We start from the raw sequence: 22,315 nt of genomic DNA, 5'->3' as shown, positions 1-22,315 counted from the left end.
GGGGGGCGCAATGGAGTCAACCAATAACTCTTTGGGTGAGTTCGAATCAACCCTGAAGAAGCATGCCCAGGAGCTGGTCGAGAGCCTCGAGCGCGGCCGCTTCGGTGAGGCGGTGCAGCTGATCCACCAACTGAACCAGACCCGTGACCGCGGGCTGTACCAGGAAGTCGGCAAGCTCACCCGCGAACTGCACAGTGCAATCGTCAACTTCCAGATCGACCCGGCCATGCCGCAGGCCGAGGAAGTGTCGCAGATCACTGATGCCGCCGAGCGCCTCTCCTACGTGGTCCGCCTCACCGAAGGTGCGGCCAACCGCACCATGGACCTGGCGGAGGCATGTACCCCGGTGCTCAACGACCTTGCCACCGAGGCCCAGAGCCTGTCCGCCGACTGGCAGCGCTTCATGCGCCGCGAGGTGGCGGCGCCGGAGTTCCGTGAGCTGGTCAAGCGTGTGGACAGTTTCCTGACGCATAGCGCCGAAGGTAATCAGAAGGTCGCGGGCCATATCAACGATATCGTCCTGGCCCAGGATTATCAGGATCTCACCGGCCAGGTGATCAAACGGGTGACCACGCTGGTCACCGAAGTCGAAAGCAATCTGCTCAAGCTCGTGCTGATGGCAAGCCAGGTCGACCGCTTTGCCGGTATCGAACATGACCACCAGCAGCTGCGTGCTGAAAAAGATCAAGAAAAACATCCGACTCGGGGTGAAGGTCCGCAGATTCATGCCGATAAGCGTGAAGACGTCGTGTCCAGCCAGGACGATGTCGACGATCTGTTGTCCAGCCTGGGTTTTTAAGGAGCACGTTTAATGAGCTTCGGCGCCGATGAAGAAATCCTTCAGGATTTCCTGGTAGAAGCCGGCGAAATCCTCGAGCAACTGTCCGAGCAATTGGTCGAGCTGGAAAGCCGGCCCGATGATGCGGACCTGCTCAACGCGATTTTCCGCGGTTTCCACACTGTAAAAGGGGGCGCCGGCTTCCTTCAGCTCAATGAGTTGGTGGAGTGCTGCCACATTGCCGAGAACGTGTTCGACATCCTGCGCAAAGGTGAGCGCCGGGTCGACGCGGAGCTGATGGACGTGGTGCTTGAAGCACTCGACACGGTCAACAGCATGTTTGGCCAGGTACGTGAGCGCACCGATGTCACGCCGGCCACCCGCGAGCTGCTGGCGGCGCTGTCGCGCCTGGCCGAGCCCGCTGGTACCGAAGAGCCGGCCCCGGTCGAGGTGGCCGTTGTCGCCGAAGCGCCGGCGGCCGAACCCGACATCACCGACACCGAGTTCGAGCAACTGCTCGACTCGCTCGATGCAGTCAAGGCCCAAGCCGAGGTTCACGAGCAACTGCAGGGTGAGCAGGTCAGCGCCGGTGGCGACGAGATTACCGACGCCGAATTCGAGTCGTTGCTCGACCAGTTGCACGGCAAGGGCCAGTTCTCGCCCGATGCTGCGGCCAGTGAGCCCGCAGTAGCGGCGCCGGCCAGCGATGAGATCACCGACGACGAATTCGAGTCGCTGCTCGATCAGTTGCATGGCAAGGGCACCTTCGCCGTCGATGCATTGCCTGGCGTCGCTGCGCCTGTAGCCAGCGCGGCACCAGCGGCGGCTGACGAGAGCATCACCGAACACGAATTCGAGGCGCTGCTCGACCAGTTGCACGGCAAGGGCAAGTTCTCTGGCGAGGCGGTTGTAGCCGAAGCGCCAGCCGCCGCCGTTGCCGCACCTGTCGCGGCCAAGGCCGAAGCCAAGCCTGTTGCCAAACCTGCGCCAGCGCCTGCTCCTGCGCCAGCCGCTGCCAAGTCCGCCGCCCCGGCTCGGGCGCCAGCGCCAACCGCCGAAAAGCACGGCGCCAGCGAGGCCGAAACCACCGTGCGAGTCGACACCGCGCGTCTGGACGAGATCATGAACATGGTCGGCGAGCTGGTGCTGGTGCGTAACCGCCTGGTGCGCCTGGGGCTCAACAGCGGTGACGAGGCCATGTCCAAGGCCGTGTCCAACCTCGATGTGGTCACCGCCGACCTGCAGACCGCGGTCATGAAGACGCGCATGCAGCCGATCAAGAAGGTCTTCGGGCGTTTCCCGCGCCTGGTTCGCGACCTGGCCCGCCAGCTCAAGAAAGAGATCAACCTGGAGCTGGTCGGCGAAGAAACCGACCTGGACAAGAACCTGGTCGAGGCTTTGGCCGACCCGTTGGTGCACTTGGTGCGCAACGCCGTCGACCATGGCGTCGAGATGCCCGACGAGCGTGAAGCCTCCGGCAAGTCGCGCATGGGCCGGGTAGTGTTGTCCGCCGAGCAGGAAGGTGACCACATCCTGCTGTCGATTTCCGACGACGGCAAGGGCATGGACCCGAGCATCCTGCGCGCCAAAGCCGTGGAAAAGGGCCTGATGGACAAGGACGCGGCCGACCGCCTGAGCGAGTCGGACTGCTACAACCTGATCTTCGCCCCGGGCTTCTCGACCAAGACCGAGATCTCCGACGTGTCCGGCCGCGGCGTCGGCATGGACGTGGTGAAGACCAAGATTTCCCAGCTCAACGGTTCGATCAACATTTTCTCGGCCAAGGGCCAGGGCTCGAAGATCGTCATCAAGGTGCCGCTGACCCTGGCGATCATGCCGACGCTGATGGTGATGCTGGCCAACCAGGCGTTCGCCTTCCCGCTGGTCAACGTCAACGAGATCTTCCACCTCGACCTGTCGCGTACCAACGTGGTCGACGGCCAGGAAGTGGTGATCGTGCGCGACAAGGCGCTGCCGCTGTTCTACCTCAAGCGCTGGCTGGTCCAGGACCACGAGCACGAGGAGCAGCACGAAGGTCATGTGGTGATCCTGTCGGTCGGCACCCAGCGCATCGGTTTCGTGGTCGACCAGTTGGTCGGCCAGGAAGAGGTGGTGATCAAGCCGCTGGGCAAGATGCTGCAGGGAACCCCGGGCATGTCCGGCGCGACCATCACCGGTGACGGCCGTATCGCGCTGATCCTCGACGTCCCGAGCATGCTCAAGCGTTACGCCGCCCGGCGTATTTGATTTCGGTGGCGCGCCCAGGCGGGTGCGCCACCTAACGGAGTGTTTATGGCAGTCAAGGTCCTGGTGGTGGATGATTCCGGTTTCTTCCGCCGCCGCGTCTCGGAAATTCTCGCGTCCGACCCGACGATCCAGGTCGTGGGTACCGCGACCAACGGCAAGGAAGCGATCGACCAGGCGCTGGCGCTCAAGCCCGATGTCATCACCATGGACTATGAAATGCCCATGATGGACGGCATCACTGCGGTGCGCCACATCATGCAGCGCTGCCCGACGCCGGTATTGATGTTCTCCTCGCTGACCCATGAAGGCGCCCGCGTCACCCTCGACGCCCTGGATGCCGGTGCGGTCGACTACCTGCCGAAGAATTTTGAAGACATCTCGCGTAACCCGGAAAAGGTCAAGCAGATGCTCTGCGAGAAGGTCCACACCATCTCGCGCAGCAACCGCCGGTTCAGCGCTTATTCCAGCCCGGCACCGGTCGCCGCGCCGGCTCCTGCCAGCAGCCATGCCCCGGCCAGCAGCTTAGCCGGCACCGCGCCTGCGCGCACTGCCGCTCCAGCCCGCGCCGCGGCAGCGGCTGGCACGCATTCGCCAGCACCCAAGCGCAAGCCGTACAAGCTGGTTGCCATCGGCACCTCCACGGGCGGCCCGGTGGCGCTGCAGCGGGTGCTGACCCAGCTACCTGCCGGTTTCCCTGCGCCGATCGTGCTGATCCAGCACATGCCGGCTGCCTTCACCAAGGCCTTCGCCGAGCGCCTGGACAAACTGTGCAAGATCAGTGTCAAGGAGGCCGAAGACGGTGACGTGCTGCGCCCGGGCCTGGCCCTGTTGGCCCCGGGTGGCAAGCAGATGATGGTCGACGGCCGTGGCACGGTGAAGATCCTGCCGGGCGACGAACGTCTGAACTACAAGCCCTGCGTGGATATCACCTTCGGCTCCGCCGCCAAGTCCTATGGCGACAAGGTGCTCTCGGTGGTCCTCACCGGCATGGGCGCCGATGGCCGCGAAGGCGCGCGCCTGCTCAAGCAGGGCGGCAGCACCGTGTGGGCGCAGGATGAAGCCAGCTGCGTGATCTATGGCATGCCCATGGCCATCGTCAAGGCCAACCTCGCCGACGCCGTCTACAGCCTGGACGAGATCGGCAAGCACCTGGTCGAGGCGTGCGTCTGATGGATGTGTTGAGCCTGATCGGCCTGATCCTCGCCTTTGTCGCCATCGTTGGCGGCAACTTCATGGAGGGCGGCCACGTCGGTGCGCTGATCAACGGCCCGGCGGCGCTGATCGTGCTGGGCGGCACCCTGGCGGCGGCATTGCTGCAGTCGCCGCTGTCGTCGTTCAAGCGTGCCCTGCAGATCATTCGCTGGATTTTCTTCCCGCCACGGGTCGACCTGGCCGGCGGCATCGACCGGGTGGTGAACTGGAGCCTGACGGCGCGCAAGGAAGGCCTGCTGGGTCTGGAAGGCGTGGCTGATGCCGAGCCCGACCCCTATGCCCGCAAAGGCCTGCAGTTGCTGGTCGACGGCGCTGAGCCGGAAGCCATCCGCAGTATCCTCGAAGTCGATTTTTTGACTCAGGAGTCCCGTGACATCCAGGCCGCCAAGGTGTTCGAGAGCATGGGCGGCTACGCGCCGACCATCGGTATCATCGGCGCGGTAATGGGCCTGATCCATGTGATGGGCAACCTGGCCGATCCGTCGCAGCTGGGCAACGGTATCGCCGTGGCCTTCGTCGCCACCATCTATGGCGTGGCCAGTGCCAACCTGATCCTGCTGCCGGTCGCCAACAAGCTCAAGGCCATCACCCTGCGCCAGTCGCGTTACCGCGAGATGCTGCTCGAAGGCCTGCTGTCGATCGCCGAAGGCGAGAACCCACGCTCGATCGAGCTGAAGCTGCAAGGCTTCATGGAGTAAGCCATGGCCCGCCGTCGCAAGATCGAAGAGCACGAGAACCACGAACGCTGGCTGGTCTCGTATGCTGACTTCATTACCCTGCTGTTCGCCTTCTTCGTGGTCATGTATTCGATTTCGTCGATCAACGAAGGCAAGTACAAGCAGATTTCCCAGGCGCTGATCGGGGTGTTCAACGACCCCGAACGCAGCATGAAACCGATCCCGATCGGCGATGAGCGCCCGCTGAGCGTCAAGCCGGCCGAGCCGTTGATCAAGGACAGCGAGCAGACCGACGCGGGCCTGGCGCAGACCAGCGCCGATCCGCTAAAGACCATCACCGACGATGTCCGCGACGCCTTTGGCGACCTGATCAAGTCCAACCAGATGACCGTGCGCGGCAACGAACTGTGGGTGGAGATCGAGCTCAACTCCTCGCTGCTGTTCGCCAGTGCCGACGCCATGCCCAGCGATGTCGCCTTCGAGATCATCGAGAAGGTGGCGAAGATCCTCAGGCCGTTCGCCAACCCGGTGCACGTCGAGGGCTTCACCGACAACCTGCCGATCCGCACGGCCCAGTACCCGACCAACTGGGAGCTGTCGTCGGCGCGGGCGGCGAGCATCGTCCGCTTGCTGGCCATGGAAGGGGTCAACCCGGCGCGCATGGCCTCGGTGGGGTACGGCGAGTACCAGCCGGTGGCCAGCAACGACAGTGCCGACGGCCGAGCGCGCAACCGCCGGGTGGTGCTGGTGATCTCGCGTAACCTGGAGGTGCGTCGCAGCCTGACCGGCAGCGGCAGCGCCAATGCCACCCCGGATGCGGCGATGCGCCGGGCTGGCACACAAAGTGCACCAGCCTCGCCAGCACCGTCGACCGGGGGCTGATTTCGTCAAATCCCCGTCACTGAACTTCACACCGTTCCCGGCAGGGCAGGCGGCCATACCGGGAGGAAGCAACGCACGATGAGAGTCTGGGCAGTAGCCAATCAAAAAGGTGGCGTCGGCAAGACCACCACCACCATCGCCCTGGCCGGCCTGCTGGCCGAGGCGGGCAAGCGCGTGGTCGTGGTCGACCTCGACCCGCACGGCTCGATGACCAGCTATTTCGGGCACAACCCCGATGCGCTCGAGCACAGTTGCTACGACCTGTTCCTGCACAAGGGCACGGTACCCGAGGGCTTGCCGGGGCAGTTGCTGTTGCCGACCAGCGACGAGCGAATCTCGCTGCTGCCGTCGAGCACCGCGCTGGCGGTGCTGGAGCGCCAGTCGCCGGGGCAGAGTGGCCTGGGCTTGGTGATCGCCAAGAGTCTGGCGCAGCTGTGGCAGGATTTCGACTTCGCCCTGATCGACAGCCCCCCCTTGTTGGGCGTACTGATGGTCAACGCGCTGGCCGCCAGCCAGCAGTTGGTGATCCCGGTGCAGACCGAGTTTCTCGCGGTCAAGGGCCTGGAACGCATGGTCGGCACGTTGGGCATGATCAACCGTTCGCGCAAACAGGCGTTGCCGTACCAGATCGTGCCGACCCTGTTCGACCGCCGTACGCAGGCTTCGCTGGGCACCTTGAAAGTGCTGCGCGACACTTATGGCGATCAGGTCTGGCAAGGCTACATCCCGGTGGATACGCGCCTGCGCGACGCCAGCCGCAACGGTGTCACGCCCTCGCAGTTCGATGGCAAGAGCCGCGGCGTGGTGGCTTATCGCGCGCTGCTCAAGCACCTGCTCACCTATCGCTCCGCGCTGCAGGTGGCCTGATGAACCAGGCACCGCACATCACCACCAAGCCGCAAATGGCCTTGCAGTCCTACCTGGATGGGTTGCTGCAGGAAGCCACCGAGCCGTTCGAGTTGCCGCCCGAGCAAGATCTGCCTGTCGCGCAGCCCATGGAGCAGGCTCCCGGCGATGAGTTCGAGGCGGCGGTCCGCGAGGAACAGGCCCGCGATGCTCAGCGCCAGGTAACGCCAGCCGCGCCTGCGCCCCGGCCTTTCGCCGAGCCGCAGGCCAAGGTCCTGCCAACCGTGCTGCCGCCCGCCACACCTGTCATGGAACCGGTGGTGGCGGTGGTCGAGCGCGAGGTGGTGGCTGAGGCCAGCATCCCGCTGTTGACCGACCCCCCGGCCATCGAGCCGGCGACGCCACTGGTGGAGCTGCACCTGCCGGCGGCGCCTGCCGCGCCGACACCACCGGCGACGGTAGACGGGCGTCCTGAATGGGCCGCCGAGCCATTCGAATGCCTGCTGTTCGATGTCGCCGGGCTGACCCTGGCGGTGCCTCTGGTGTGCCTGGGTTCGATCTATACCCTGGCCGGTCAGGAGCTGACACCGCTGTTCGGGCAACCGGACTGGTTCCTCGGCATCCTCACCTGCCAGGCGGGCAACCTAAAGGTACTCGACACGGCGTGCTGGGTGATGCCGGATCGCTACCGTGATGACTTCCGCCAAGGCCTGCAATACGTGATATCCGTGCAGGGCTACGAATGGGGATTGGCCGTGCATCAGGTCAGCCGCTCGCTGCGCCTTGACCCGAGTGAGATCAAGTGGCGCAGCCAGCGCGGCCAGCGCCCGTGGCTGGCCGGCACGGTGATCGAACACATGTGCGCACTGCTCGATGTCGCCGAGCTGGCCGAGCTGATCGCCAGTGGCGCGGTCAAGCAGATGAACACCAAACACAACTGAATCAACGCCGCTACTGCCGCGGCTACACAGAGCACACCGCCGAAGGCGGATTTAGAGGGCTAGGGGAATGAAAAAGTCGTCTGCACAGGGTTCCGAAGATCCGATCCTGCAATGGGTTACCTTCCGTCTGGACAACGAGTCCTACGGCATCAATGTCATGCAGGTGCAGGAAGTCCTGCGCTATACCGAGATCGCCCCGGTACCGGGCGCCCCCAGCTATGTGCTGGGCATCATCAACCTGCGCGGCAACGTGGTGACGGTGATCGACACCCGCCAGCGCTTCGGCCTGATGTCGAGCGAAGTCACCGACAACACCCGTATCGTCATCATCGAGGCGGACAAGCAGGTGGTCGGCATCCTCGTCGACAGCGTCGCTGAAGTGGTGTACCTGCGCCAGTCGGAGATCGAGACCGCGCCTAACGTCGGCAACGAAGAGTCGGCCAAGTTCATCCAGGGCGTGTGCAACAAGAACGGCGAGCTGCTGATCCTGGTCGAGCTGGACAAGATGATGACCGAGGAAGAGTGGTCCGAGCTGGAGAACATCTGAGTTGATCTTCGAGGTTGCTGTCATCTTCCTGGCGCTGCTGTGGGCGCTGAGCCTGTGGTTTTTCCTCAACTACAGCAAGCGCCAGCGCGAGCTGGCCGCCCAGCAGGCCCAGGGCGATGCGCTGCGTGACCAGCGCATCAAGGACCTCGCCAAGCGCCTGGACGACTACCAGAACGGTACCGTGCGTATGGGCGAAGCGATCCATGAGCTGCGCGCGGTGGTGGCACCGCTGCCCGAGAAGCTCCAGCAACTCGAGCAGCGCGACCCCAACAGCGTCACCTTCGCCCAGGCCGCCAAACTGGTGGGAATGGGCGCCAGCGTCGAGGAACTGACCCAGACCTGCGGGTTGACCCAGGCCGAGGCGCAGTTGATGAGCAAGCTGCACCGCGGCGAGTGATGAAGGAAGGCGACCCTGCGGTCGCCTTTTTTCTGTCCGCAATCAAGGCTTTGCCCACGAGTGATTGCAACCCACGCGTATCAGGCGGTTGAGCGGCAGCCACTGGCGTAGTGCCGCACGATAGGCCTCCGGATCCACATACTGGAAGGTATTGATGCGCGGCATCTAGAACAGATTGGTGATATGGCGCAGGGTCTTCAGCAGCGGCAGGTGCTGGTCTACGACGTCGGTGAGCAGCCCCGGGCCGGTCAAGCGGTTGAGGCTGGCGGCATAACGATAGAAGCCGGTCTGGTCGTCCCGCAGGCCGGGGCGGTTGCCATAGAACTCTGGTTCAACCAGATAGCGGCTGCGCATCTCCTCTCTGATCGCCAGCAATGTCGGGTTGCCGGCGTGGCTGCCGATCAGGCTGGTGTTGAACTGGCAGTTCATCCCGAGCTTTTCGTTGGACATCGGAGGGAACAGCAGTAGCCCTTCGTCGTTGATGCTCAGCTCGACCTGCCCGATGGCTTCATCCGGGCTGCCCACCGGCCGGCCATTTATCTTGTAGGGGTGTTCACCCACGGCCAGCAGCGTGTCGTCGACGTCCATGTAGATGCCGCCTTCGCTGTGCAGCATGGGATAGCGCAGCACATCAGAGGCGGAGGAGAAAGTTGCCACCATTCAGGGCAGCCTGGTACTGGGCATGGTACGGGCCTTCACGAAAATGGATGAACCAGTCCTGATCTTCCAGCGGTACACATCGACGCCAGGTGCCTCCTTTGCGAGCAGGTTCAGGTTTTCATCAAAAGCACTGCTGTTGGCCTTCGAGAGATACAGCCGCAGGTTGTAGGCGCTGGCGCGCAAGCGTTCGGCATTGCTGCGCAGATTGCTCAATAATTGCGCGTCGATCGCTTTGTCCCCTACCCAAAGGCTAAGAAACTGTCTCGGAACGGGCCGTGCTCCGGCAGGAAGCGGGCCAGGCATCTGCACCGGCAGGTGCAGCTCCACGCCAAAGGCTCGCAGCGTGCGCATGCGCATGGCGTCGGTGACCTGTCGGCTGGACAGACTCACCGGCTGCAGGTCGCGGCTGCTCAGCTGGGCAATGTAGTGCTGGGGATCGATCGCATCGCCATTGCTGGTAATGCGGTAGTCGGCGTCCTCGTAGCCAGACCGCCTCCGGTGAATACATGCGGCCAGCACGCGAGCGGCAACAGGCTACCGCCCGATATCAGGGACGGTAAGGCAGGCCTGGCAGTTGTGGCGTGATGTCGCGCTCGGCGGCGGGCTCGTCCCTGAAGTTGACAGGCACCTTGCCGCGCAACTGCCAGGCGAACGCGATGATCTCGGCGATGGTCAGGTACAGCGCCTCGGGTATCTGCTCGCCCAACTCCAGCCTTGCCAACAGGCGCACCAGCTCGGCGTTCTCGTAGATCGGTACTTCGTGTTCGCGGGCCAGGGCGAGGATGGCTTCGGCCAGTTCGTCGTCGCCTTTGGCACTCAGGGTCGGGGCCTGTTGGCCGTCGTAGCTCAGGGCGATGGCCTGGCGCGGTTGCTTGTTGCTCATGCGTTCTCGTCCACCCAGCGTTGTTCCAGTCGCGTGCGCGGGCCTTGGGGCGGCGTGCCGGGGTGGCATTCCAGGTCGCCGACATCCAGGCCGCGGGCCAACAGGCGTTCGCGCAAGGCGCCCAACTGGCTGTCGATCAGGCGCGCCGTTTGTTCCTGCTGTGCCCACAGCTGGCCGGACAGTCGGCCCTGGGCCAGTTGCGCCTGGACCTGCAGCGGGCCGAGCGGTGACAGGTCGAAAGCCAGCTCGATGCGCCACAAGGCCTTGAGCGGATCATCCTGTTCGCGGTCTCGGTCGGCCTGTTGTTCCGGGGTTTCTTCGCGTTGCAGCTTCACTTGCAGGGGAATGAACTCCTGGCCATGGCGAACCGGGATCTCGCTCTGCCAGGTAGTCTGCTGGTTGCCGTTGTCGAGTGTGCCGGTCTGCTGCAGGCTGGACAGCGAATGGCTCTGCAGCCGGGAGATCGCCGCGGCGGCCAGGCGCAGCAGTTGCTGCAGGTCGCCTTCGCTTTCCAGCTTCTGCAGCAGACGTGAGGGCAGGGGGAATGCACTGGGCAGCGGTCGCGGGCTGACCTGGCCAAGCATGCCCAGGGCACTGCGGGCCAGGCCTGGCAGGGCCTGGGCGATGGTAGCGGTGCCCAGCGGCGGGTGTCCGGGAGTACCGGGCAGTGCCTGGGCCATCAGCTTGACCAGTTGCGCCTTGAGATCGGGCGCGATACTGCTCGTCTGCCCGCCGAGCAGCTTGGACTCGAAGAACGCTCCGCTGTTGTTGAGTGCCTGCGCCAGGCCTTTGGCGTCTCCCATCTGTCGGGCATCCGGCAGGCTGGCGAGCAGGCGCTCGGCGCTGGCGCGCAATTCGGGGGCCGTATCGGGACTGCTAGCGATCCGTTGCAGGCTGGCGAGCACGCCCGGCAGGGAAGCCTGGAGGCCCTGTTGGGTCGACAGGTGCTGGGTAATGGCCAACTGGTCCTGCCGGTTACTCAGGGGCACGAAGCGCAGCGCCTGCTCCCCCTGCACCAGCGCGCTGAGCAGGCTGCCCACGGGGAGCCGTCGAGGGCTGTCAATGGCCAGGGTGGCACCTGCCTGGCTGCTGTTGAGCACGCTCACCAGCGAGCGGAAGGTCGCGGGCAGGCCAGGGCTCTGCGACAAGGCCTGGCTGGTTAGAACCTTGGCCTGCAGCAAGGTGCCGACCGGTAGCTGCCGGGTGTCGAGTTGGGTCAGGGTGGCGATGTTGCCGGCAGCGGCCTGTTGCACCATTACCGCCAGGCGGTTGGCCTCGGGCTGGCTGACCAGGATCTGGCTGCCGGGTGGCATGGGCTGGCTGGCAGTGGTCAGTACTTGTGTCTGGTTGCCATTGGCCTGGGTAAGGCGCAGCAGCATCTGGAACTCCTGGCCGAGCTGGCGCAGGCTGACGACCTCGGCTTCGGCGGTTTCTCCGGGTGGCAGCAGGCCGGGCTGGGCCTGCAGCAGGCGCAGCATTTCACCGGTCATCGCGGCCCGTGTCGCTTGGGCGCTTACCGCAGTTTGTGTGCTGAGACTATTGATTTCAGTCATGATTGTATACAACCTGTCGAACCAGCCCTCTTGGCAGCGCGCTGGCGCGTGCAATAATGCCGCTCGCTCGCCACTGCCAGTATAACGGCAAGGGTTGGAGCGACTTGAGACACAGACTGCATAAGGCGATACCGTGACCCTTCACCTCCAAGCCGCGGGCCTGGCCTGCGAGCGCGACTGGCGGCTGCTGTTCGAGCATCTGCACTTCGAGCTGCACCCCGGCGACATGCTGCAGATCGCCGGCCCCAACGGTAGCGGCAAGACCAGCTTGCTGCGCCTGCTGGCAGGGCTCATGCAGCCCACTGCCGGGCAGATCCTGCTAGGAGGCGAGCCGTTGGCCGAACAACGCCATGCCCTGGCCAGCATCCTGCTGTGGATCGGCCATGCCGCCGGGATCAAGGACCTGCTTACCGCCGAAGAGAACCTTGCCTGGCTCTGCGCGTTACACCGCCCGGCCAACCGGGAGGCGATCTGGCAGGCGCTGGAGGCGGTCGGCCTACGCGGTTTCGAGGATGTGCCCTGTCATACCTTGTCTGCCGGCCAGCAGCGCCGCGTGGCCCTGGCCCGGCTGTACCTGGACAGCCCGCCGCTGTGGATCCTCGACGAACCGTTCACCGCCCTCGACAAACAGGGCGTGGCCCAGTTGGAGGCCCACCTCGCGGCCCACTGCGAGCAGGGCGGCACCGTGGTGCTGACCACCCATCACACGCTCGAACGCAAGCCATCCGGCTATCGCGAGCTGAACCTGGGGCAATGGGCGGCATGAGCGTATTCCTTCTGCTGTTGCGCCGTGAGGCGCGGCTGCTGTTCCGCCGCCCGGCGGAGCTGGCCAACCCGCTGGTGTTCTTCGCCATCGTCGTCGCCCTGTTCCCGCTGGCGGTAGGGCCCGAGACACAATTGTTGCAAACCTTGTCGCCGGGGCTGGTCTGGGTCGCGGCCTTGCTGGCGGTATTGTTGTCGCTGGACGGGTTGTTCCGCAGTGATTTCGAGGACGGCTCGCTCGAGCAGTGGGTGCTTTCGCCGCATCCGCTGGCGATGCTGGTGCTGGCCAAGGTGCTGGCACACTGGATCTTTTCCGGGTTGGCGCTGGTATTGTTGGCACCATTGCTGGCGCTGATGCTGGGCCTGCCGCCCAGTTGCTTGCCGGTGCTGCTCGCTTCCTTGCTGCTGGGTACGCCGGTGCTGAGCCTGCTGGGCGCGGTGGGGGCGGCGCTGACGGTCGGTCTGAAGCGCGGCGGCCTGCTGCTGGCGTTGCTGATTCTGCCGTTGTATATCCCTGTATTGATCCTGGGCAGTGGTGCGTTGCAGGCGGCGTTGCAGAATATGCCCGCCACCGGTCATCTGCTCTGGCTCGCCAGCCTGACGGCCCTGGCGGTGACATTGGCACCCTTTGCGATCGCGGCCGGCCTGAAGATCAGCGTCGGCGAATAACGAGTGCCGGGCATTGCAGCCCGGCCAACACCCTGGATGTACCCTGATGAAAATAAGCTGGACGTGGTTCCACAAGCTAGGCTCCCCCAAATGGTTCTATGCCATCAGCGGCCGCATGCTGCCGTGGCTGACCGTTTGCGCCATCGTGCTGTTGCTGGTCGGCATCACCTGGGGCCTGGCCTTCGCCCCCCAGGACTACCAGCAGGGCAACAGCTTCCGCATCATCTATATCCATGTGCCGACCGCCATGCTGGCGCAGTCGTGCTATGTGATGCTCGCCGTGGCAGGCGTGGTGGGGCTGGTATGGAAGATGAAGCTGGCCGATGTCGCGCTGCAGTGCGCGGCGCCCATCGGTGCCTGGATGACCGCAGTGGCGCTGGTCACCGGAGCGATCTGGGGCAAGCCCACCTGGGGCAGCTGGTGGGTCTGGGATGCGCGCCTGACGTCCATGCTTATCCTGCTGTTCCTGTACTTCGGCATCATTGCCCTGGGCCAGGCCATCAGCAACCGTGACAGCGCGGCCAAGGCCTGTGCGGTCTTGGCGATCGTCGGCGTGATCAACATCCCGATCATCAAGTATTCGGTGGAGTGGTGGAACACCCTGCACCAGGGCGCCACCTTCACCCTCACCGAAAAGCCGGCAATGCCGGTGGAAATGTGGGCGCCGTTGCTGATTACCGCGTTGGGCTTCTATTGCTTCTTCGGTGCGGTGCTGCTGCTGCGCATGCGTCTGGAAGTGCTCAAGCGTGAAGCGCGGGCCAGCTGGGTCAAGGATGAAGTGCTGAGCCAGCTTGGCCGGGAGGCGGCACGATGAGCTTTGCCTCCTTCAGTGATTTCCTCGCCATGGGCCACCATGGCCTGTACGTCTGGTCGGCCTACGGGATCTGCCTGGCAGTGCTGGCGCTGAATGTCGCCGCGCCTCTGCTGGCCCGTCGCCGCTACCTGCAAGAAGAGGCGCGTCGTCTGCGCCGGGAGAACAAACCGTGAATCCGCAGCGCAAGAAACGCCTGTTCATCATCCTCGGCCTGCTGGCCGGTGTCGGCGTCGCCGTGGGCTTTGCCCTGAGCGCGCTGCAGCAGAACATCAACCTGTTCTATACCCCGACGCAGATCGCCAACGGCGAAGCGCCGCTGGACACCCGCATCCGCGCCGGCGGCATGGTCGAGAAAGGCTCGGTGCAGCGCTCGGCCGACTCGCTCGATGTGCGCTTCGTGGTCACCGACTATGCCAAGTCGGTGCCGATCACCTACCGCGGCATTCTCCCCGACCTGTTCCGTGAAGGGCAGGGCATCGTCGCCCTCGGCAAGCTCAATGCCGACGGCGTGGTGGTGGCCGATGAGGTATTGGCCAAGCACGATGAGAAATACATGCCGCCGGAAGTTACCAAGGCCCTGAAGGAAAGCGGTCAGGCCGCCACTGGTGGGGAGGCCAAGCCATGAACGCAGCTCTGGTGATTCCCGAACTGGGCCAGTTGGCGATGATCCTGGCGATCTGTTTCGCCGTGGTGCAGGCCAGCGTGCCACTGCTCGGCGCCTGGCGCGGTGACAGCCTGTGGATGGGCCTGGCGCGGCCGGCGGCCTGGGGGCAGTTCGCCTTCCTGGCGTTTGCCTTTGCCTGCCTCACTCATGCCTTCATGACCGACAACTTCTCGGTCGCCTATGTGGCCAGCAACTCCAACAGCGCCTTGCCCTGGTACTACAAGTTCAGTGCCGTGTGGGGCGCCCACGAAGGCTCGCTGCTGCTGTGGGCGCTGATCCTCGGCGGCTGGACCTTCGCCGTGTCGATCTTCTCGCGCCAGTTGCCGCAAGTGATGCTGGCGCGGGTGCTGGCGGTCATGGGCATGATCAGCGTGGGCTTCCTGAGCTTTTTGATCATCACCTCCAACCCGTTCCAACGCCTGCTGCCGCAGGTGCCGGGCGATGGTCGCGACCTCAACCCGCTGCTGCAGGACTTCGGCCTGATCGTCCACCCGCCGATGCTGTACATGGGCTACGTGGGCTTCTCGGTGGCGTTCGCCTTCGCCATCGCCGCCTTGCTCGGCGGGCGTCTGGACGCGGCCTGGGCACGTTGGTCGCGGCCCTGGACCATCGTCGCCTGGGCCTTCCTCGGCGTCGGCATCACCCTCGGCTCCTGGTGGGCCTACTACGAGCTGGGCTGGGGTGGCTGGTGGTTCTGGGACCCGGTCGAGAACGCGTCCTTCATGCCTTGGCTGGTGGGCACCGCGTTGATTCACTCGCTGGCGGTCACCGAGAAGCGCGGGGTGTTCAAGAGCTGGACCGTGCTGCTGGCCATCGCCGCGTTCTCCCTGAGCCTGCTGGGGACATTCCTGGTGCGTTCCGGTGTACTGACCTCGGTGCACGCGTTCGCCGCCGATCCTTCGCGTGGCATCTTCATCCTGTTCTTCCTGCTGTTCGTGGTCGGCGGCTCGCTGACCCTGTTCGCCCTGCGCGCGCCGGTGGTAAAGAGCCAGGTGGGCTTTGCCCTGTGGTCCCGTGAAACCTTGCTGCTGGCCAACAACCTGGTGCTGGTGGTGGCGGCCTCGATGATCCTGCTGGGTACCCTGTACCCGCTGGTGCTCGACGCCCTGACCGGGGCCAAGCTGTCGGTCGGCCCGCCGTACTTCGACGCGTTGTTCCTGCCGCTGATGGCGCTGCTGATGGTGGTGCTGGGCATTGGTGTGGTGGTGCGCTGGAAGGACACACCGGGCAAGTGGCTGGCCGGCATGCTGACCCCGGTGCTGATCGGCAGCGCGGTGCTGGCGCCGGTCGCCGGGCTGATCGTCGATGATTTCGACTGGCCGGCGCTCAGCGTGTTCGCCCTGGCCGCCTGGGTGGTGCTCGCCGGCGTGCGCGACATTCTCGACAAGACGCGCCACAAGGGTCTGGTCAAAGGCCTGGGGGGGCTCAACCGCAGCTACTGGGGCATGCACCTCGCGCACCTTGGGCTGGTGGTCTGTGCCCTGGGCGTGGTGCTGTCGAGCAACAACAGTGCCGAGCGCGACCTGCGCATGGCGCCGGGCGAGACTGTCGAGCTGGGGGGGTACCACTTCCTGTTCGAGGGGGCCAAACACTTCGAAGGCCCGAACTTCATCTCTGACAAGGGTACTATTCGCGTTTCGCGCGATGGCCGCGAAGTGTCCGTGCTGCACCCGGAAAAACGCCTGTACACCGTGCAGCAGTCGATGATGACCGAGGCCGGCATCGATGCCGGTTTCACCCGTGACCTGTATGTCGCCCTGGGCGAGCCGCTGGAAAACGGCGCCTGGGCGGTACGGGTGCATATCAAACCCTATGTCCGCTGGATCTGGCTGGGCGGTCTGCTGACCGGCCTGGGCGGCTTGCTGGCGGCCCTCGACCGGCGCTACCGCGTCAAGGTCAAGACCCGGGTGCGTGAGGCCCTGGGCGTGTCTGGAGCAACTGCATGAAGCGTTGGATCATGGTGGTGCCCCTGGCGGTGTTCCTGTTGGTGGCGGTCTTTCTCTACAAGGGGTTGTTCCTCAAGCCCGACGAGCTGCCTTCGGCGATGATCGGCAAACCCTTCCCGGCGTTCTCCCTGGCGACGGTGCAGGATGACCGCACCCTGACCCAGGCCGACCTGCTCGGGCACCCGGCGTTGGTAAACGTGTGGGGAACCTGGTGCCCATCGTGCAAGGTCGAGCACCCGTACCTGAACCAGCTCGCCAAGCAGGGCGTGGTGATCCACGGGGTCAACTACAAGGACGACAACGCCGCCGCGCTGAAGTGGCTGGCCGAGTTCCACAACCCTTACCAGCTGAACATCGCCGACCAGCAAGGCACGCTGGGCTTGGACCTGGGGGTGTACGGCGCGCCGGAAACCTTCCTGATCGACGCAAAAGGCATCATCCGCTACAAGCATGTTGGCGTGGTCGATGCCACGGTGTGGCGCGAGCAACTGGCGCCGCTGTACCAGGGCCTGGTCGACGAGGCCAGGCCATGAGGCGCTGGCTTACCGCTGCCGTGCTGGGCCTGAGCCTGGCCGGGGTGGCCAAGGCCGCCATCGACACCTACCAGTTCCGCGACGAAGCCGAGCGCGAGCGCTACCAGCAACTGACCAAGGAGCTGCGCTGCCCCAAGTGCCAGAACCAGGACATCGCTGACTCCAATGCACCGATCGCCGCCGACCTGCGCCGCGAGATCTTCCGCATGCTGGGTGAAGGCAAGAACAACCAGCAGATCGTCGATTTCATGGTTGATCGCTACGGTGACTTCGTGCGTTACAAACCGGCGCTCAGCGGGCGCACCTGGCTGCTCTGGTTCGGCCCGGGGATCCTCCTGGCCGGTGGTTTCGTGGTGTTGGCGGTGATCGTCCGTCGTCGCCGCGGGCAGGCTGTGGCCGGCAATACCGAACTGTCCGCCGACGAACGCGAGCGTCTGGCCAAACTGTTGGATAAAGAACGTACCCATGACTGAATTCTGGCTTAGCGCGGGCCTGCTGCTGCTCGCGGCCCTGGCTTTCCTGCTGCTGCCGATCCTGCGTGGCTACCGCCGCCAGCAGGCCGAGCAGGACCGTACCGCACTCAATGTGGCGCTCTACGAAGAGCGCGTCGCCGAGCTGGCTGCCCAGCAGGCGGCTGGGGTGCTCGATGATCGACAACTGGCAACGGGCCGTGACGAAGCTGCCCGCGAACTGCTGGCCGACACCGAACGCGACGAGGCAGCGCGCCAGGGCCGCCTGGGCAAGGCCATCCCGCTGCTGGCGGCGGTGCTGGTGCCGGTAATGGCCCTGGGGCTCTACCTGCACTTCGGCGCAGCCGACAAGGTCGAGCTGACCCAGGAGTTCGCCAGCGCGCCGCAGTCGATGAGCGAAATGACCACGCGCCTGGAGCGCGCGGTGCAGGCCCAGCCGGATTCGGCCGAGGGCCTGTACTTCCTTGGTCGGGCATACATGGCCGAGCAGCGGCCGGTTGATGCGGCCAAGGCCTTCGAGCGTGCCGTGGCCCTTGCCGGGCGCCAACCCGAGCTGCTCGGACAATGGGCTCAGGCGCTGTACTTCGCCGCCGACAAACAGTGGTCGGCGCAACTGCAGGCGCTCACCGATGAAGCGCTGAAAGCCGATCCGCAGGAAGTCACCAGCCTTGGCCTGCGCGGCATCGCTGCATTCGAGGGCGAACGTTTCCAGGAAGCCATCGACTACTGGCAGCGCCTGTTGGCGCAACTGCCGGAGGGCGATGCCTCCCGTGCCGCGCTGCAGGGTGGCATCGATCGAGCCGCCGACAAGCTCAAGGCCGGCGGCGGCAAGGTCGCCGAGGCCGCGCGCCTGAAAGTGCGGGTCGAACTGGCCGCGGCGCTCAAGGACAAGGTGCGCCCGGACGATACCGTGTTCATCTTCGCCCGTGCCAGCAATGGCCCGCCCATGCCGCTGGCGGCCAAGCGGGTGACGGTGGCGCAGTTGCCGATCGAAGTGGAGCTGTCGGATGCCGACGCGATGATGCCGCAGATGAAACTGTCGGACTTCACCGAAGTCCAACTGGTTGCCCGAGTCTCGCGTGCCGGCGTGCCGACCCGCGGCGAGTGGAAGGGCCAGAGTGCGCCACTGGCCACCGCCACCCAGGCCACCCAGCACCTGACCATCGACAGCCCCGATTCGTAAGAGAGCTACCGTCATGAACAGCACCGTCCGCCTGACCCTGATCACCCTGGCCCTGGGTCTTTCCGCGTGTACGGTGCATCAGCCGGGCGAGCGTGAACCGCTGCCGCCGATCGAGACCACGCCGCCACCGCACCAGGGGCCGGTGGTCAAGCCATTGCCAGGTGGCCAGCCCGGTACCCAGCCGAGCAAGCCGGCGGCGATTCCCAAGCCCATGCCACGCACTTCTGCCAGCTTCGCGCCTCCACCCGGTGGCGCCAGCCATTGGGATCCGAAGCTGGGGGTCTATGTGCTGGAGAAACAACCCAACACCTTCTACCGCCAGCGCACCTACTACCGCTGGAACAACGGCTGGAGCTGGTCGCTGAGCCCCAACGGGCCTTGGCAGGACACCGACAGCAGTGGCGTGCCGGGCGGCCTGGGCAGGGCGTTCGGGCAATAATTGCCGTTGGCCCTATCGCGGGGCAAGCCCGCTCCCACGCATTTGACGACGAGCATTACTGGCGTGGGAGCGGGCTTGCCCCGCGACAGGGCCGGCGGCGCCAACAACTGGCATAATCCCCCTTCGCATACAACCGGAGGGTGGCATGAGCAAGACAGTCCTGGTGCTGGTGGAAACCGTCGATGACTACCTGCCGCTATTGGAACAGGCCGGCTACCGGCTGATCCGCGCACCGTCGCCGCAGATGCGCGCCGACGCCATCGCCCGCCATGCCGGCGAGATCGACGCCGTGCTCACCCGCGGCCCGCTGGGCCTCACGGCCGGCGAAATTGCCACTTTGACCCAACTCCAGATCATCTGCGTGATCGGCGCCGGCTACGAGCAGGTCGACCTCGAGGCCGCCGCGGCGCGTGGTATTACCGTTACCAATGGCGCTGGGGCAAATGCCGGTCCCGTTGCCGACCACGCCATGGCGCTGCTGCTGGCCTTGTTGCGCGATATCCCGCGTGCCGATGCCAGTACCCGGCGCGGCGAATGGAACCGGGTGATCAGCCCCTCGGTCAGCGGCAAACGCCTGGGCATCATCGGCCTGGGCGCGGTCGGCCAGGCCATCGCCCGCCGTGCTAGCCAGGGCTTCGACATGAATGTCAGCTACCACAGCCGCACACCCCGCCGGGACCAACCGTACACCTGGCACGACAGCCCGTTGCGCCTGGCCGAGGCCGTGGACATCCTGGTGGTCGCCACGCCCGGCGGCGCTGCTACCCGGCATCTGGTCGATGCCCCGGTGTTGGCGGCCCTGGGCGCCGAGGGCTATCTGGTGAATATCGCCCGCGCCAGCGTCGTGGACACCCCGGCGCTGATCGCGGCGTTGGAGCAGGGCGTGATTGCGGGGGCCGCACTGGATGTATTCGATGATGAACCGGCAGTGCCCGCTGCGCTGAAGGCGCTGGGCAACACGGTGCTGACCCCGCACGTGGCGGGGCAGTCGCCGGAAGCCGCGCACGACACCGTGGCCCTGGTGCTGCGCAACCTGCAGGCGTTCTTTGCCGGCGAGCCGGTGCTGACCCCGGTTCGCGGTTGACTCCTTTTCGGAGTCCGCCCGGCACTGCGCCGGGCTTGAGAAGCCTTCGCACCGCTAGCGGGTGGCCGATCGGCCTCCCGCTTTTTCCGCGAATTGGCCGTTTGTCCCTCGCGAGGCCGGGCTTAACCTGCAGGTAGATCCCTACAGGAGAAGCCCCATGCGATCCATCCATTTGCCCGCCGCCTTGCTGACGCTCGGCCTGCTAGCCCCACTGTCCCTCGCCTGGGCCCATGGCGAAAAGCCTGATCAAGTCAGAATCCTCCAGGAGCAACTGCCCACCAATGCCCCCGGCAACAAAGCCGTGATGCTCACGGTGAGCTATGCCCCTGGCGAGGCATCGCCAGGCCACTGGCATCCGGGTGCGGTCATGGCCTATGTGCTGGAAGGCGCGGTGACATCCAAGCTCAATGACGAACCGGAGAAGACCTACAAGGCCGGCGAATTCTGGTACGAGGCCCCGGGGACGGTACACAGCGTCTCACGCAATGCCAGTAAAAGTGCGCCAGCCAAGCTTCTGGTATGGAGCCTGGTGGAGGAGGGCAAGCCGGTGACCGAACCGTTGCCCAAGCGCTGAAGCGCAGGCAATAAAAAACCTCCAGTGCTTGCGCATCTGGAGGTTTTCAGTGTTTGGCTCCGCGACCTGGACTCGAACCAGGGACCCAATGATTAACAGTCATTTGCTCTACCGACTGAGCTATCGCGGAATCTGCGCGTATCTTACTGCGTGTCTGGGGGAAGTCAAGCTTCCCCTAGACAATCAAGTAGTTACAGCACTTCGACGATGGCCTTGGTGACCACGTGGATGTTGCTCTGGTTCAGCGCGGCGACCGCGATGCGGCCAGTGTCCAGAGCGTAGATGCCGAACTCGTTCTTCAGGCGTGCCACTTGCTCCACGGTCAGGCCCGAGTAGGAGAACATTCCGCACTGACGGCCGACAAAGCTGAAGTCACGCTTGGCGCCGTACTCGGCCAGCAGCTCGACCATCTGCTTGCGCATGCCGTGGATACGTTCACGCATCTCGGCCAGCTCGGTTTCCCACATCTGACGCAGCTCGGGGCTGTTGAGCACCGCGGCGACGATGCTGGCGCCGTGGGTCGGCGGGTTGGAGTAGGTGGTGCGGATTACACGCTTGACCTGCGACAGCACGCGGGTGCTTTCATCTTTCGAGGCAGTGACGATCGACAGCGCGCCAACGCGCTCGCCGTACAGCGAGAACGATTTGGAGAACGAGCTGGAAACGAAGAACTCCAGGCCCGATTCGGCGAACAGGCGCACGGCGAAGGCGTCTTCGTCGATGCCGGCACCGAAACCTTGGTAGGCCATGTCGAGGAACGGGATGTGGCCTTTGGCCTTGACCACTTCCAGGACGTTCTTCCAGTCATCCAGCGAAAGGTCGACGCCGGTCGGGTTGTGGCAGCAGGCATGCAGCACGATGACCGAGCCCGATGGCAGGCTGTTCAGGTCTTCGAGCATGCCGGCGCGGTTCACGTCCTGGCTGGCGGCGTCGTAGTAGCGGTAGGTCTGAACGGGGAAGCCGGCGCTCTCGAACAGGGCGCGGTGGTTTTCCCAGCTCGGGTCGCTGATGGCGACTACGGCGCCCGGCTGCAGGCGCTTGAGGAAGTCGGCGCCGATTTTCAGCGCGCCGGTACCGCCGACAGCCTGCACGGTGACCACGCGGCCTGCGGCCAGCAACGGCGATTCGGCGCCGAAGATCAGTTTCTGCACAGCCTGGTCGTACTGGGCGATGCCGTCGATCGGCAGGTAGCCGCGGGAGGCGTGCTGGGCGGCACGGGCGGTCTCGGCTGCGATCACTGCGCGCAGCAGCGGGATGCGGCCTTCCTCATTGCAGTAGACGCCCACGCCCAGGTTCACCTTGTCGGTGCGTGGGTCGGCGTTGAATGCTTCGTTGAGGCCCAGGATAGGGTCGCGGGGTGCCAGCTCGACAGCGGAAAACAGGCTCATTGTTACCTTGGCTCTGATAGGAGAGTGATAGGGGGGCACGCTCCAGCCGAAGGCACTGAAGCGGTGCACAAACGGGGAGTCAGTATAGTGATACCCATCGGTCACTGCGACAGTCTGGCGCAGCTTTTCCGGCTGTTTGCGCAAATATTTTTCGACCATTGGTCGA

26 protein-coding genes and 1 tRNA gene are annotated in these 22,315 nt (G+C 64.9%); 21 read left to right on the top strand and 6 right to left on the bottom strand.

The window, feature by feature from the left end; translation table 11 throughout:
- Positions 1 to 10 precede the first annotated feature (10 nt).
- The 9 genes from ABZO33_RS25605 (at position 11) to ABZO33_RS25565 (ending at position 8,527) form a co-directional block, all read left to right on the top strand.
- The gene (locus tag ABZO33_RS25605) at positions 11 to 799 is read left to right on the top strand and encodes a protein phosphatase CheZ (RefSeq protein WP_046854691.1); all 789 of its coding nucleotides are present in this window, start codon (positions 11 to 13) and stop codon (positions 797 to 799) included.
- Positions 800 to 811: 12 nt separating this feature from the next.
- Complete coding sequence (locus ABZO33_RS25600) at positions 812 to 3,025, top strand: chemotaxis protein CheA (RefSeq protein ID WP_414538322.1); 2,214 nt, start codon at positions 812 to 814, stop codon at positions 3,023 to 3,025.
- Between the two features lie 45 nt (positions 3,026 to 3,070).
- Positions 3,071 to 4,195 (top strand): protein-glutamate methylesterase/protein-glutamine glutaminase, encoded by a 1,125-nt coding sequence (locus ABZO33_RS25595; RefSeq protein WP_414538321.1) that lies wholly within the window; start codon positions 3,071 to 3,073, stop codon positions 4,193 to 4,195.
- Positions 4,195 to 4,935, top strand: coding sequence for a flagellar motor protein (locus ABZO33_RS25590; RefSeq protein WP_023631606.1), 741 nt, complete (start codon positions 4,195 to 4,197; stop codon positions 4,933 to 4,935). Before ABZO33_RS25595 ends, ABZO33_RS25590 begins: the two co-directional genes overlap by 1 nt.
- Before the next feature lie 3 nt (positions 4,936 to 4,938).
- Positions 4,939 to 5,796 (top strand): flagellar motor protein MotD, encoded by an 858-nt coding sequence (gene motD / locus ABZO33_RS25585; protein WP_414538320.1) that lies wholly within the window; start codon positions 4,939 to 4,941, stop codon positions 5,794 to 5,796.
- A gap of 78 nt (positions 5,797 to 5,874) precedes the next feature.
- Positions 5,875 to 6,663 (top strand): ParA family protein, encoded by a 789-nt coding sequence (locus tag ABZO33_RS25580; RefSeq protein WP_046854695.1) that lies wholly within the window; start codon positions 5,875 to 5,877, stop codon positions 6,661 to 6,663.
- Positions 6,663 to 7,583, top strand: a complete 921-nt coding sequence (locus ABZO33_RS25575; RefSeq protein ID WP_414538319.1) for a CheW domain-containing protein — start codon at positions 6,663 to 6,665, stop codon at positions 7,581 to 7,583. The genes ABZO33_RS25580 and ABZO33_RS25575 overlap by 1 nt, the downstream gene beginning before the upstream one ends.
- Before the next feature lie 67 nt (positions 7,584 to 7,650).
- Positions 7,651 to 8,130, top strand: a complete 480-nt coding sequence (locus ABZO33_RS25570; protein ID WP_023630607.1) for a chemotaxis protein CheW — start codon at positions 7,651 to 7,653, stop codon at positions 8,128 to 8,130.
- 1 nt (position 8,131) lies between these two features.
- The gene (locus ABZO33_RS25565) at positions 8,132 to 8,527 is read left to right on the top strand and encodes a DUF2802 domain-containing protein (RefSeq protein WP_023630608.1); all 396 of its coding nucleotides are present in this window, start codon (positions 8,132 to 8,134) and stop codon (positions 8,525 to 8,527) included.
- Between the two features lie 165 nt (positions 8,528 to 8,692).
- Here the strand turns inward: ABZO33_RS25565 and ABZO33_RS25560 are convergent, their stop codons facing one another.
- The 4 genes from ABZO33_RS25560 to ABZO33_RS25545 are packed head-to-tail and all read right to left on the bottom strand — an operon-like array spanning position 8,693 to position 11,623.
- Positions 8,693 to 9,187, bottom strand: coding sequence for a glycosyltransferase (locus ABZO33_RS25560; protein WP_414538318.1), 495 nt, complete (start codon positions 9,185 to 9,187; stop codon positions 8,693 to 8,695).
- Positions 9,188 to 9,706: a hypothetical protein gene (locus ABZO33_RS25555; RefSeq protein ID WP_414538317.1), complete on the bottom strand. Its 519-nt coding sequence runs from the start codon at positions 9,704 to 9,706 to the stop codon at positions 9,188 to 9,190.
- Positions 9,707 to 9,734: 28 nt separating this feature from the next.
- Positions 9,735 to 10,070 (bottom strand): EscU/YscU/HrcU family type III secretion system export apparatus switch protein, encoded by a 336-nt coding sequence (locus tag ABZO33_RS25550; protein WP_414538316.1) that lies wholly within the window; start codon positions 10,068 to 10,070, stop codon positions 9,735 to 9,737.
- Positions 10,067 to 11,623, bottom strand: coding sequence for a flagellar hook-length control protein FliK (locus ABZO33_RS25545; RefSeq protein WP_414538315.1), 1,557 nt, complete (start codon positions 11,621 to 11,623; stop codon positions 10,067 to 10,069). Before ABZO33_RS25545 ends, ABZO33_RS25550 begins: the two co-directional genes overlap by 4 nt.
- A gap of 133 nt (positions 11,624 to 11,756) precedes the next feature.
- Here ABZO33_RS25545 and ccmA point away from each other — a divergent pair, with 133 nt between their 5' ends.
- The 12 genes from ccmA (at position 11,757) to ABZO33_RS25485 (ending at position 20,761) form a co-directional block, all read left to right on the top strand.
- Positions 11,757 to 12,389 carry a cytochrome c biogenesis heme-transporting ATPase CcmA gene (gene ccmA / locus ABZO33_RS25540; protein ID WP_414538314.1) on the top strand — a complete coding sequence of 211 codons (633 nt, stop codon included), beginning with the start codon at positions 11,757 to 11,759 and terminating at the stop codon, positions 12,387 to 12,389.
- Positions 12,386 to 13,054 carry a heme exporter protein CcmB gene (gene ccmB / locus ABZO33_RS25535; protein WP_031315999.1) on the top strand — a complete coding sequence of 223 codons (669 nt, stop codon included), beginning with the start codon at positions 12,386 to 12,388 and terminating at the stop codon, positions 13,052 to 13,054. The genes ccmA and ccmB overlap by 4 nt, the downstream gene beginning before the upstream one ends.
- Before the next feature lie 46 nt (positions 13,055 to 13,100).
- Positions 13,101 to 13,868 (top strand): heme ABC transporter permease, encoded by a 768-nt coding sequence (locus tag ABZO33_RS25530; RefSeq protein WP_023632019.1) that lies wholly within the window; start codon positions 13,101 to 13,103, stop codon positions 13,866 to 13,868.
- Positions 13,865 to 14,041 carry a heme exporter protein CcmD gene (ccmD, locus tag ABZO33_RS25525; RefSeq protein WP_046854700.1) on the top strand — a complete coding sequence of 59 codons (177 nt, stop codon included), beginning with the start codon at positions 13,865 to 13,867 and terminating at the stop codon, positions 14,039 to 14,041. The genes ABZO33_RS25530 and ccmD overlap by 4 nt, the downstream gene beginning before the upstream one ends.
- Complete coding sequence (gene ccmE / locus ABZO33_RS25520; protein WP_414538313.1) at positions 14,038 to 14,493, top strand: cytochrome c maturation protein CcmE; 456 nt, start codon at positions 14,038 to 14,040, stop codon at positions 14,491 to 14,493. The genes ccmD and ccmE overlap by 4 nt, the downstream gene beginning before the upstream one ends.
- Before the next feature lie 11 nt (positions 14,494 to 14,504).
- Positions 14,505 to 16,478, top strand: coding sequence for a heme lyase CcmF/NrfE family subunit (locus ABZO33_RS25515; RefSeq protein ID WP_414538325.1), 1,974 nt, complete (start codon positions 14,505 to 14,507; stop codon positions 16,476 to 16,478).
- Positions 16,475 to 17,011 (top strand): DsbE family thiol:disulfide interchange protein, encoded by a 537-nt coding sequence (locus ABZO33_RS25510; protein ID WP_414538312.1) that lies wholly within the window; start codon positions 16,475 to 16,477, stop codon positions 17,009 to 17,011. Before ABZO33_RS25515 ends, ABZO33_RS25510 begins: the two co-directional genes overlap by 4 nt.
- Positions 17,008 to 17,484, top strand: coding sequence for a cytochrome c-type biogenesis protein CcmH (locus tag ABZO33_RS25505; RefSeq protein WP_414538311.1), 477 nt, complete (start codon positions 17,008 to 17,010; stop codon positions 17,482 to 17,484). The genes ABZO33_RS25510 and ABZO33_RS25505 overlap by 4 nt, the downstream gene beginning before the upstream one ends.
- On the top strand, positions 17,477 to 18,664 hold the full coding sequence (gene ccmI, locus ABZO33_RS25500) for a c-type cytochrome biogenesis protein CcmI (RefSeq protein ID WP_414538310.1): 1,188 nt from the start codon (positions 17,477 to 17,479) through the stop codon (positions 18,662 to 18,664). The genes ABZO33_RS25505 and ccmI overlap by 8 nt, the downstream gene beginning before the upstream one ends.
- A 13-nt stretch (positions 18,665 to 18,677) precedes the next feature.
- Positions 18,678 to 19,103: a hypothetical protein gene (locus ABZO33_RS25495; RefSeq protein WP_414538309.1), complete on the top strand. Its 426-nt coding sequence runs from the start codon at positions 18,678 to 18,680 to the stop codon at positions 19,101 to 19,103.
- 145 nt (positions 19,104 to 19,248) lie between these two features.
- Positions 19,249 to 20,187 (top strand): 2-hydroxyacid dehydrogenase, encoded by a 939-nt coding sequence (locus ABZO33_RS25490; RefSeq protein WP_414538308.1) that lies wholly within the window; start codon positions 19,249 to 19,251, stop codon positions 20,185 to 20,187.
- 157 nt (positions 20,188 to 20,344) lie between these two features.
- Complete coding sequence (locus ABZO33_RS25485) at positions 20,345 to 20,761, top strand: cupin domain-containing protein (protein WP_414538307.1); 417 nt, start codon at positions 20,345 to 20,347, stop codon at positions 20,759 to 20,761.
- 54 nt (positions 20,762 to 20,815) lie between these two features.
- Here ABZO33_RS25485 and ABZO33_RS25480 read toward each other — a convergent pair.
- Both ABZO33_RS25480 and ABZO33_RS25475 read right to left on the bottom strand, forming a co-directional pair.
- A tRNA-Asn gene (locus ABZO33_RS25480) sits at positions 20,816 to 20,891 on the bottom strand.
- Positions 20,892 to 20,952: 61 nt separating this feature from the next.
- Positions 20,953 to 22,149 (bottom strand): amino acid aminotransferase, encoded by a 1,197-nt coding sequence (locus ABZO33_RS25475; protein ID WP_094012465.1) that lies wholly within the window; start codon positions 22,147 to 22,149, stop codon positions 20,953 to 20,955.
- Positions 22,150 to 22,315 lie beyond the last annotated feature (166 nt).

This window comes from Pseudomonas sp. CAM1A (assembly GCF_047501685.1).
Lineage (GTDB): Bacteria > Pseudomonadota > Gammaproteobacteria > Pseudomonadales > Pseudomonadaceae > Aquipseudomonas.
Note: the sequence above shows the minus strand (reverse complement) of the source record. Positions and strands in the feature narration are given on the sequence as shown.